Here is an 11,133-nt window from a genome sequence, read left to right on the forward strand (position 1 = left end):
GGGAAACGCGGGCGGCGGGAGAGGACATCGGGGGAGGATTCGATGGCGGATCGCACGTTCAGGTTCGGATGCCAGACGTTCACATGGGAAATGCTCGGGGATGGCTGGACAGGAGGGCCCGACGATCTCGTCGAGGCGATCGCCGCGGCGGGATACGAGGGGATCGAGATCACCGACACGATGATCGGTCATTATGCCGACCGTCCCGCCGATTTCGCCCGGCGGCTCGACGAGGCGGGACTTGCACTTGCGGCCTTCGCGTTCGGATCGAAGGGCGGCTTCAGCGAGCCGAGCCTCGTCGATGACGACCTCGAGGCCTGCCGCAGATGGTGCGCCTTCGCGGCTCATTTCCCCGGCGCGGTCGCCTCCATGGGCTCGGCGACGGCGATGTCGCCCGGCGCTCGCGACGACAAGCTGAAGGTCGCCGCCGACATCTATGCCCGCGCGACCGAGATCGGACGCGCCGAAGGCGTCGACGTGGCGGTGCACCCGTCCTCGCATCACGACACGCTGCTCTACGACCGGTCCGATTACGACCGTCTGTTCGACATCATGGACGCAAGCGTCGGATGGGTCCCCGATACCGGACACATCCTGCGCGGCGGTCAGGACCCGGTCGAGGCCATGATCCGGCATCGCGCCCGCATCCGGTACGTCCACCTCAAGGATGTCACCCGGCAGGGCGATTGGGCGATGATGGGCGAAGGCGTCTGCGACACCCGCGCGATCCTCGAAACCGCCGCCGGCGCGCCGCGCTTCAATGGATGGGTCGTCGTCGAGGAGGAATCCGAGACCGCGGGCCGTGATCCGGCCGACGCGATCCACCGCAACCGCGAGACCCTGAGGGCGATCGATTTCGGCTGATCCCGACGCGGGCAAACCCCAAAAGACCATCCGGCATGGCCGGCTATCAGGAGACATTCAGATGACACTCGGCACCCAGGTCCGCCTCGCGCGGCTTTTCTCGCACCCCTCGGGCAACCTCTTCGGCGGCGCGGTCGATCACTTCGTGGGCTACGGCGACGTGCGGCAGGGCGGCCTCGCGGACCTGCCCGGCGCGCTCGCCCGCGTTATGCGCGGCAAACCTGATTACGTCAGCATCCAGCCGGGCGCGGCGCGCCATCTCTGGCCGCAATATGCCGGTCAGGCCGCACTCGTCATCCAGGGCGGGTGCTTCGTTCCAGACGACCGCATCAGCGAGCTGATCGCCACGCCCGAGGACGCGGTTCGGGCAGGTGCCGACGCGCTTGCCGTCGCGATCCCGGTTCGCGGCAACACGGAAGGGCGCTACATCCGCTGGCTGACCGATTCCGTGAACGCCGCCGCACGCTTCGGCATGCCCGTCGTCGCCCATATCTACCCGCGCGACTTCACCGACGGGACCAAGATCGTCTTCACTCCGGACGAGATCGCCTATGCCGCGCGGATCGGCATCGAGACGGGCGTCGACGTCATCAAGATCGGCTATACCGGCGACTTCGAAAGCTACAAGGAAACCGTCCGCACCAGCCCCGTTCCCGTGGTGATCGCGGGCGGACCCAAGGCCGACACGCTTCTGAAGGCCCTCGAACAGACGGCCGAGGCGATCCAGGCCGGCGCGCGCGGTGCGGTCGTCGGGCGCAATCTCTGGGGTCACGGCGATCCGGAGATGTCGGCCCGTGCGTTCCGCGGCGTGATCCACGACGGATTGCCCGCCGAGGATGCACTGAAGCAAGCGCAGGGCTGATGCCCACGGCCAAGACCCTCGTGGCGGGATTCGGCGCGCTTTCCGTGGACGAGATCGTCCATGTGGACGCGCCGCTCTCTGCCGGCAAGGGACGGGTCCTGCGACGCACACGCGCATTCGGCGGCAACGTCGCGACGGCCCTCGTAGCGGTCGCGCGCCTCGGCGGCGAGGCCAGCTATATCGGTTGGCTGCCGGAGGACCCGGACGATCCCGCGATCCGGGATCTTGAATGCAGCGGGGTGCGCACGGATCGCGCGCCTCGCGACGCGAACAGCCGCCCCATCCGTTCGCTGATCTCCGTGGGCTCCGACGGAGAGCGGTTCATCGCATTCGACGACGACGTGCCACTGGGCACCGCCCTCGATACACTCGACGACACGCTCTCTCAGGCCGGGGCATTGATGATCGACGGCTATGCGATCGAATCCCTTGCAGCTGTCGAACGCGCGCGCGTCCGTTCAGTCCCGGTCGTGGCAGATATCGAATGGGTGCGCGGACCGGCGAGCGACCGGCTGATCGCACTTTCCGACCATCTTGTTCTGCCGCTAGGGTTCGCCCGCGCCCATACAGGGCGAGACGACCCGTCCGAAATTCTCGATGCACTCTGGTCCTCCGATCGCGCCGCGATCGTGCTGACGGATGGTGAGCGGGGTGTATACTATCGTGCGGGCCCCCCTTCCACGGCCGGCCACCAATCCGCATTCGAAGTTCCGGTCGTCGACACGACCGGGGCAGGCGACTGCTTTCACGGGGCCTATGCACAGGCGCTCGTCTCCGGGGCCGATCTGGCCGAGCGTGTCGCCTTTGCAGCCGCCGCCGCCGCCCTGTCGGTGACTGGACCCGGCGGGCGCGACGCCCTGCCCGGGCCGAGACAGGTCGAGGACATGCTTTCCCATGGGCCGCATCAGGCCAATCCGAACAAAAACTTTCGGTTTAGTAAATTCTAGTTGTCACATTGTAAGTTCATGCGCTAGCCTCCTGAGAGGGAGAAGATGGCCGGGGCGAAGGTTCCTGCCGAAAAGCGTGGCGACGGGCCCGGGCGGGCCCCGAGCAGGGGGGAGAATTGAATGGCCGGCGTTGTGCTGGAGAACATCAACAAGAGCTTCGGGAATTTTCATGCGATCAGGGATCTCAACCTGTCGATCGCGGACGGTGAATTCCTGATCCTCGTCGGGCCTTCGGGCTGCGGCAAGTCGACGGCGCTGCGGATGATCGCGGGGCTGGAGGACATCAGCAGCGGCAGCCTGATGATCGGTGGCGTGGACGTGGCCGGAATGGCCCCGAAGGAACGCGACATCGCGATGGTGTTCCAGTCCTACGCACTCTATCCACACATGACAGTGGCCGAGAATATCGGGTTCTCCATGCGACTGGCCGGCAAGAAGAAAGCCGAACGCCAGAAACGCGTCCGCGAGATCGCCGACACGCTGCAACTGACGGCCCTTCTCGACAGCAAGCCCGGCAATCTCTCGGGCGGCCAGAGGCAGCGTGTCGCCATGGGCCGCGCCATGGTCCGCGCCCCTGCCGCCTTTCTCATGGATGAGCCGCTCTCCAATCTTGACGCCAAACTGCGCGTGCAGATGCGGGCCGAGATCGCCAGCCTCCAGCGCCAGCTGGGCGTCACCACGATCTACGTGACCCACGACCAGACCGAAGCCATGACGATGGGCGACCGCGTCGCGGTGATGAAGGGCGGCATTCTCCAACAGGTCGATACGCCGAAACGCCTCTACGAGGCACCCGTCAACGCTTTCGTTGCAGGCTTCATCGGATCGCCCTCCATGAACCTCTTCGAGGCACGCCTGTCGGGCGGAACGCTTGAGGCCGACGGCTTCTCGCTCAGGCTCGACGACGATGCACTGGCTCGCCGGCCGGGCCTCAGGGCCTATGAAGGTGGCAAGGTCGTCTTCGGCATCCGTCCCGAGAACCTCTTCGACAGCAAACTTGCATCGGGGGCGCGCTACCAGACGGTGCCGGCCCAGGTCGTGACGATCGAGGAACTCGGCTCCGAGCACGTCGTGCATCTGCGCCTCGACGCGGTGGCCGTCGATTCAGGCGATCCCGACGCTGTCGAGGATCTGGGCGGCATGTCGAATGCCGTCGCCAAGTTCGAACCGGCAAGCACGGTCTCGGCGGGCGAACGGGCCGAGGTCGGCATCGACACCGCGGCGCTGCACTTCTTCGATCCGAAATCGCACCTGGCGATCTCGTGACCGGAGGCGGGGCGATCTCTCGAAGGCCGCAGGAGGAGCGCGCCGGGAGATCGTCTGACGACAGGGGAATGCTCGCCGCCGGCCCTGCCGGAAAGGTCGGGTGATACCGGACGCGACGACCGTCGTTCCGGAAAAAAGGGAGGAAGACATGAAGACCAACAAGACGCTCGCACTTCTCGGTGGAACGGCCGCCGCGTGGATCTTCGGCGTGACCGGCGCAATGGCGCAGGTCGAGCTCGAGTTCAGCCAGTGGTGGGAACCCGAATTGCCCGCCGGATCGCTGCGCGCGATCATGGACGATTTCGAGGCCGAACACCCCGACATCACCGTCACCCTCGTCAGCGGACCCTACGCGACCACACGCGACCAGATCGCGATCGGTGCCGCCAGCGGAACGATGAGCGACGTGGTCGGTCTCGACGGGGCCTGGGTCAACAGCCTCTCGTCGCAGAACGCGATCGCCGACATGACGCCGCTGATGGACGAAAGCGGCTTCGACAAGAGTCAGGTCGCCGACATCGTCACGGTCGACGACAAGGCGGTGATGTTTCCCGTCGCCTCCTTCGTCTACCCGATCTTCGTGAACACCGATCTGGCCGAAGAAGCCGGCGTGACCGAGATGCCCGAAACGCGTGCCGAGTTCCTCGAGGCCGCGAAGATGATGACCGATGCCGAGGCGAACCGCTACGGATGGTCGCTCCCGCTGTCGCTGCAATCCCCGTCGAGCGTTCTGAACGACATGATGTCGTGGGTCTGGGCCTCGGGCGGCAGCATGCTTGAGAACGGTCAGCCCAACCTCGAGGGCGAAGACGTGGTCGGCATGCTCGACTACATCAACCAGCTTCACGAGGCGGGCGTGATCTCTCCCGGGATCGCGACCAAGACGGAACAGGAGAAGGTCGAGGAATTCGTCAACGGCCGCATCGGCATGATGGTCGACACCCTCGCCCATGTGAACCTGATCCGCGAGCGCAATCCCGATCTCAACTTCGACATCATCCCGATCCCGGTCGTCGAGGGTTACGAGGGCGAGCGCGGCCTGACCTACGCATCCTGGGGTATCGGCATCTCCGAGCAGACCGAGAACAAGGAAGAGGCCTGGCAGCTCGTCGAATACATGATGAGCGAAGAGGTCAACGCGCGTCTCGTATCGCTTGCCAACGCCTTCCCGGGCAACGTCAATGCACAGCCCGATTTCGTCGACAGCGACGAGGCCTTCGCCAAGGCGTTCGAGATCTTCCAGGAGACCTATCTCGCGAACGAGTTCACGGGCCTCCCGGTCGCCGTCGACCTGATGCGCCAGTTCGCGGTCGAGACCCAGAAGATGCTCGAAGGGCAGGAGAGCCCCGAAGAGGCCGCGGCCAACGCACAGGCCGGCTGGATGAAGGAATTCTGAGGCCGAACGCGCGCCCCGGACCCATCGCCCGACGGGGGGCGTGCCCGCGCACGCCCCTCCCCCGCCCCTCCGAGCCCGAGCGAGACCGATGACACCATTTTTCATCCCCGCCAGGTTGCGCCTCAGCGCACGGCGGAAGCGGACATTCGCGCCCTATCTCTATCTCACGCCGTCGCTTCTCGTCGTCGCGATGCTGATGCTGCTGCCGATGGCGATGGTCGTCACCTATTCCTTCCAGCGAAGCGCCGTCCTGCAGCCCGACAACTCCTTCGCGGGCCTCATGCATTACCGCGAGATCTTCGCCGATCCGGTCTTCTGGTCGTCGCTCTGGCACACGCTCTACTTCACGCTGGCAAGCGTCGTGATGCACATGGTCATCGGGCTTCTCTTCGCGCTGATGCTCAACAGCCCGCGCATCAACCCCGCGCTGCGCAGCGTGCTGCGCGTGCTCTACATCCTGCCGTGGCTCTTCACTCAGGTCATCATCGCCGTGATCTGGCGGCTGCTGCTCGAACCCAACGGCATCGTCAACAGCATCCTGACCAGCCTCGGCATCATCGGGTCGCGCATCGAATGGTTCTCGAACCCCGAGACCGCGCTCCACGCCGTGACCTTCGCCAATATCTGGGCGGGCTATCCCATCTTCATGGTCAGCATTCTCGCGGGCCTTCAGGGCATCCCCAAGGATCTGTACGAGGCCGCCGACATCGACGGCGCGACCGGCCCGCAAAAGCTTTTCTTCATCACGATCCCGCAGCTCATGCCGATCATCGTCAGCATCTCTCTGCTGGATTTCATCTGGACCATGCAGGTCTTCCCGCTGATCTGGCTCACGACCGGCGGCGGTCCGATCTACGCGACCGAAGTGCTCAGCACCTACACCTACAAGCTCGCATTCGCGCAGTACAATCTCTCGCAGGCCTCGGCGAGCGCGGTGGTGATCCTGCTGATCGCGATCGGCCTCACGCTCTTCTACATCCGTCATCAGAAGGCACGGTGATCCCCATGCGTACCAGAAAGACCCGCAAGGACAGGCTCGTCACGGTGGCGCTCCACATCGGCCTTCTGGCCGGACTCCTCTTCGCGGCCTTCCCGATCTACTGGATGCTCGGAAGCTCGTTCAAGACGAATGCCGAGATCTTCGCCCTGCCGCCCACGATCCTGCCCGAGGTCTTTACGCTCGAGGCCTACGTCGCGATCCTGACCGACCCGGTGAAGCTGCAGTTTTTTTTCAACAGCTATCTCGTGGCCTTCGTCGTGACGGCCCTGACCGTGCTCATCGCCCTGCTTGCCGCCTACGGGTTCAGCCGGTTCGAATTCCGCGGCAAGGCCGTGCTGAACACGCTCATCATCAGCACACAGACCATTCCGCCGATCACGCTCCTCATCCCGTTCTTCGGACTGGTCGTCTCCTACGGGCTTTTCGACACCTACATGGCGCTGATCCTGACCTATCTCGTCTTCACACTACCCTACGCGGTCCTGCTGATGACGGGATACCTGAACACCCTGCCCCGCGACCTGGACGAGGCCGTCGCGGTCGATGGCGGCAGCAGCTGGACCGCCCTCTGGCGTGTGCTTGTCCCGATCTCGCTGCCGGGGATCGTGGCCACGTCGGTCTACACCTTCCTGCTCTGCTGGAACGAGTTCCTCTTCGCGCTGACCCTGACCAAGTCGACGGACATGCGCACGGTCCCGATCGGGATCCAACTCCTGATGGGCCAGCATGCCTTCGAATGGAACCAGATGATGGCGATGAGCGTGCTGGGCTCGCTCCCGCTTCTCGTGATCTACCTCCTGGCGCAGCGCTATTTCCTGGCCGGTATGACGGCCGGATCGGTCAAGTAGGCGCACATGTCTGCCGAGAACCTCACCCTCGAGGGCTGCACGGTCGTGACGATCGGCGAGATCCTCGTCGAATTCGTCTCGCACCAGACAGGCTGCGGCCTCGCCAAGATCGGCACCTTCTCGGGCCCCTACCCGAGCGGCGCACCCGCCATCTTCGTCGATCAGGCCGCTCGGATGGGCGCTGACGCCCACATGATCGGCGGCGTGGGCGAGGACGGCTTCGGGCGCGTCGTGCTCGACCGGCTGCGCGACGACGGCGTCGAGACCAACGGCGTGTCGGTCGTGCCGGGCTACAGCACCGGCACGGCCTTTGTCTCCTACGATGCGGATGGCGGGCGCGATTTCATCTTCCATCTGACCGGTACGGCCGCGGATCGCTTCGACCCCGACACGGCGCTGCCCGCGGGCCACGTCGCTCTGCATGTCTCGGCCGCATCGCTCGGCAGCGCGCCGATGCGCGCGGCAATCCTTCGCGCGGTCGATGTGGTCCAGGCCGCGGGCGGCGCGATCACCTGCGACCCGAACGCGCGGCCCCAGCTCATGCGCGACGACGCGGCGCGCGATGCGCTTGACCGCATCATGGCCGTTTCCGATTGCCTGATGCCGAGCACGAGCGACTTCGCCCATCTCTATCCCGGGGCAAGCGCGCAGGACGCGACCGACCGGCTGCTTTCCACCGGAGCCCGCATCGTCGCGCTCAAGCGCGGGGCCGAGGGGGCCACGATCTTCGCCGGCGGCACGCGGTACGACCTGCCCGGACACGCCGTCGAGGAACGCGACCCCACCGGGGCAGGCGATTGCTTCTGCGGAACCTTCGTCGCGGCCCTGACCGGCGGTGCCTCGGCCCTGGAGGCCGGTCGCCTCGCCAATGCGGCCGGGGCCATCGCCGTCACCCGTCGCGGGCCGATGGAAGGCAATTCCACCCCGGAGGAGATCGACCGCTTCCTCGCCGGGCATAGGGGAAACGCGGCATGACCGACCTCGCCTCGATCCTCGCGGGCAATCGGGCCGGTTCGGCGATCGGGGTGCCGTGCTTCTGTACCGCCAACGAACATGTCCTGCGCACGGTCCTCGCACACGCGGCGCGCACCGGCCTGCCCGCGATCGTCGAGGCAACCTGCAATCAGGTAAATCAAGACGGCGGTTACACCGGCATGATGCCCGCCGATTTCGTGGCGTGGCTTACTACCATGGCTGCGGAGGCCGGCGTGCCCTTCGATCGCCTCGTGCTCGGCGGCGACCATCTCGGCCCCAATCCTTGGCGCGGAGAGCCCGATGCCGTCGCCATGGCCAAGGCCCGCGATCTTGTCCGCCTCTACGTCGAGGCCGGGTTCCGCAAGATCCATCTCGACGCCTCCATGCCGCTCGGCGGCGAGGCTCCGCCCGATTTCGCCACAATCGCCGCCCGTGCCGCCGATCTCTGCCGCATCGCCGAGGATCACGCCCCCGACCCCTCGCAGCTCGTCTATGTCATCGGGACCGAGGTGCCGATCCCCGGTGGCGAGACGGAGGAGCCCGACGCGCTCGACGTGACCTCCCCCGACCGCCTCGCCGACACGATCGAGACGCACCGCGCCGCCTTCGCGGCGCGCGGGCTCGACGCGGCATGGGAAAGGATCGCGGGCGTCGTGGTCCAGCCGGGCGTCGATTTCGGCCACAGTTCCGTCTACCGCTTCGATACCGAAGCCGCTGACCCGCTCGTCGCGGCGCTCCGCAACCAGCCCGGCCTCTGTTTCGAGGCGCATTCCACGGATTACCAACCGGATGCCGCACTCCGGTCGCTGGTTGAACGGCATTTCGCGTTTCTGAAGGTCGGCCCCGAACTCACCTTCCGCTTCCGCGAGGCCATTTTCGCGCTCGCCCGGATCGAGGCGCTGCTCGAACCGTTGCGCCCGTCTCGCCTCCGCGAGGTGATCGCGGACCGTATGGACCGGAACGACCGGCACTGGCGCGACCATTACAAGGGCACGCCGTCCGATCTCGCCCTCCTGCGCGGCTATAGCTACAGCGACCGGATCCGCTATTACTGGACCGATCCCGCCGTGGCCGAGGCGCTCTCCACCCTCCTTGCCAACCTCCGGGCCACAGAGATCCCGGAAACGCTGATCTCGCAGGAATTCGGCGCACTCGATTTCGGCGACATTCCCCGCGACCCCGACACCCTGATCGAACGGCACGTCCTGAAATGCGTGTCGCGATACTACCGCGCGGCGGGGATGGCATGACGACTGGACCGCAGGACATTCCCGCCGCCCTTGTCGAGCGGATCCTTACACCCGGGGGCGCCTCGCGCCGCATCGTCGCCGTGATGGGCCCGCCCGGATCGGGCAAGTCCACCTTCGCCGAAACGCTGCGCGATGCGCTGGCGGATCGCGGGGCGCAGGTCGCGATCCTGCCGATGGACGGCTTCCACCACGACGACGCGATCCTCGACGCGCGCGGCCTGCGCGCGCGCAAGGGCGCGCCCGAAACCTTCGATGTCGCGGGCCTCGTGCATCTCGTCGGCCGTCTGCGCCGCAACGACGAGGGCGAGATCGCCGTGCCCGTCTTCGACCGCAGGCTGGAGATTTCGCGCAACGCCGCGCGGCTCATCGACCCCGGCATCGACACGCTGATCGTCGAGGGCAACTACCTCCTGCTCGACCGGCCCGGCTGGAGCGCGCTCGCCCCGCTCTTCGATCTCACGATCGCGCTCGACGTCCCCGAGGCCGAACTCCGACGCCGCCTGATCGAGCGCTGGCGCGGCTTCGCCATCCCCGAGGCCGAGATCCCCGCCCGCGTCGACGGCAACGACATGCGCAACGGTCTGACCGTTCTCGGTCATTCGCGTGCTGCCGACATCACCCTGCAGGAGACCGGCGCGGCCGGATACCTCATCAAGGAAGAGGACAGACAATGAACGGATCCGACAAGGGCGCCATCCTGGTCACCGGGGCGAGCGGCGGCATCGGCGGGGCGACGGTGCGCCAGCTTCGCGCCGCGGGCTGGGACGTGATCGCCGGGGGCCGCAACGAGGAGGCGCTCGCCGCGCTCACGGGCGAGACGGGCTGCCGCACCGTCGCCTTCGAGCTCGAGGAGGAGGACAGCATCCGCGAGGCGCTGGCCGATCTCGACCTCTACGGTGTCGTCAATTGCGGCGGGTTCGGCGGAGAGATCGCGACGCCGATGGAGACCGATATCTCCGTCTTCGACAAGGTCATCTCGATCAATGCGCGCGGCGCGCTTCTGGTGACGAAATACGCCTCTGCCTCGATGATCCGGCTGGGCAAGGGCGGCGCAATCGTCAACGTCTCGAGCCAGGCCTCGCTCGTAGGATTGCGCGGGCACATCTCCTACGGATCGTCCAAGGCCGCACTCGACAACATCACGCGCGTCTCGGCACTGGAGCTCGGGCAATACGGCATCCGCGTCAACAGCGTGAACCCCACCGTGGTGATGACCCCGATGTCGGCATGGTACTGGGGCCGCCCCGATGTGCAGGGGCCGTTCCTCGAGACGATGCCGCTCGGGCGGTGGGCGACCGAGGACGAGATCGCCGCCCCGATCGTCTTCCTGCTGTCGGACGGCGCGTCGATGATCTCGGGCGTCATGCTTCCGATCGACGGCGGCTTCACCGCCGTCTGAGACCGCCAGCCCCGCGCGCTCAGTCGCGATGCGCGGGGCTGATCGGCTCCGATCCGACCGGCGATTTCGGGGCACCGGGCCGGTCGCCCGAAGCCTCCTCCGGCATACGGATCAGCGGCACCGCCCGCCGCACTAGGTCGCGCGCCGGCAGGTTGTCATGCGCAGAGAGCGCATCGAGGAATTGCCGCCGCATCCGCGGGTCCCAGAAATCGTTGATATGCGCGGCAAGCCCCTCCAAGGCCTCGGTTTCATCCGCCTTGCTCTCCATGAAGAGGCTGATCTGGTTCGCCATGCCGACGAGCTTTTCGGGTCGCATGCCTCCCTCC

The 11,133-nt window shown here is 66.4% G+C and carries 12 protein-coding genes; 11 read left to right on the forward strand and 1 reads right to left on the reverse strand.

What is annotated here, in order from left to right; translation table 11 throughout:
• Positions 1-42 precede the first annotated feature (42 nt).
• The 11 genes from RVY76_RS16575 (at position 43) to RVY76_RS16625 (ending at position 10,807) form a co-directional block, all read left to right on the forward strand.
• Entirely contained in the window at positions 43-864 is an 822-nt protein-coding gene (locus tag RVY76_RS16575) for a sugar phosphate isomerase/epimerase (RefSeq protein ID WP_317377433.1), read from the forward strand.
• 61 nt (positions 865-925) lie between these two features.
• The gene (locus RVY76_RS16580; protein WP_317377435.1) at positions 926-1,726 is read left to right on the forward strand and encodes a class I fructose-bisphosphate aldolase; all 801 of its coding nucleotides are present in this window, start codon (positions 926-928) and stop codon (positions 1,724-1,726) included.
• Entirely contained in the window at positions 1,726-2,673 is a 948-nt protein-coding gene (locus tag RVY76_RS16585) for a PfkB family carbohydrate kinase (protein ID WP_317377437.1), read from the forward strand. The genes RVY76_RS16580 and RVY76_RS16585 overlap by 1 nt, the downstream gene beginning before the upstream one ends.
• 120 nt (positions 2,674-2,793) lie before the next feature.
• The gene (locus tag RVY76_RS16590; RefSeq protein ID WP_317377439.1) at positions 2,794-3,939 is read left to right on the forward strand and encodes an ABC transporter ATP-binding protein; all 1,146 of its coding nucleotides are present in this window, start codon (positions 2,794-2,796) and stop codon (positions 3,937-3,939) included.
• 148 nt (positions 3,940-4,087) lie between these two features.
• Complete coding sequence (locus tag RVY76_RS16595; protein WP_317377441.1) at positions 4,088-5,335, forward strand: sugar ABC transporter substrate-binding protein; 1,248 nt, start codon at positions 4,088-4,090, stop codon at positions 5,333-5,335.
• An 88-nt stretch (positions 5,336-5,423) separates the two neighbouring features.
• Complete coding sequence (locus RVY76_RS16600; protein WP_317377443.1) at positions 5,424-6,335, forward strand: sugar ABC transporter permease; 912 nt, start codon at positions 5,424-5,426, stop codon at positions 6,333-6,335.
• Between the two features lie 5 nt (positions 6,336-6,340).
• Complete coding sequence (locus RVY76_RS16605; RefSeq protein WP_317377444.1) at positions 6,341-7,183, forward strand: carbohydrate ABC transporter permease; 843 nt, start codon at positions 6,341-6,343, stop codon at positions 7,181-7,183.
• Between the two features lie 6 nt (positions 7,184-7,189).
• On the forward strand, positions 7,190-8,158 hold the full coding sequence (locus tag RVY76_RS16610; protein WP_317377446.1) for a sugar kinase: 969 nt from the start codon (positions 7,190-7,192) through the stop codon (positions 8,156-8,158).
• A complete protein-coding gene (locus RVY76_RS16615) occupies positions 8,155-9,408 on the forward strand; it encodes a class II D-tagatose-bisphosphate aldolase, non-catalytic subunit (protein WP_317377448.1) in 1,254 nt (417 codons plus the stop codon). Before RVY76_RS16610 ends, RVY76_RS16615 begins: the two co-directional genes overlap by 4 nt.
• Positions 9,405-10,082, forward strand: coding sequence for a nucleoside/nucleotide kinase family protein (locus tag RVY76_RS16620; RefSeq protein WP_317377450.1), 678 nt, complete (start codon positions 9,405-9,407; stop codon positions 10,080-10,082). The genes RVY76_RS16615 and RVY76_RS16620 overlap by 4 nt, the downstream gene beginning before the upstream one ends.
• On the forward strand, positions 10,079-10,807 hold the full coding sequence (locus RVY76_RS16625) for an SDR family oxidoreductase (protein ID WP_317377452.1): 729 nt from the start codon (positions 10,079-10,081) through the stop codon (positions 10,805-10,807). The genes RVY76_RS16620 and RVY76_RS16625 overlap by 4 nt, the downstream gene beginning before the upstream one ends.
• A 19-nt stretch (positions 10,808-10,826) precedes the next feature.
• Here RVY76_RS16625 and RVY76_RS16630 read toward each other — a convergent pair whose 3' ends face one another.
• Positions 10,827-11,123, reverse strand: coding sequence for a formate dehydrogenase subunit delta (locus RVY76_RS16630; RefSeq protein ID WP_317377454.1), 297 nt, complete (start codon positions 11,121-11,123; stop codon positions 10,827-10,829).
• Between the last annotated feature and the right edge of the window lie 10 nt (positions 11,124-11,133).

This window comes from Palleronia sp. LCG004 (genome assembly GCF_032931615.1).
Lineage (GTDB): Bacteria > Pseudomonadota > Alphaproteobacteria > Rhodobacterales > Rhodobacteraceae > Palleronia.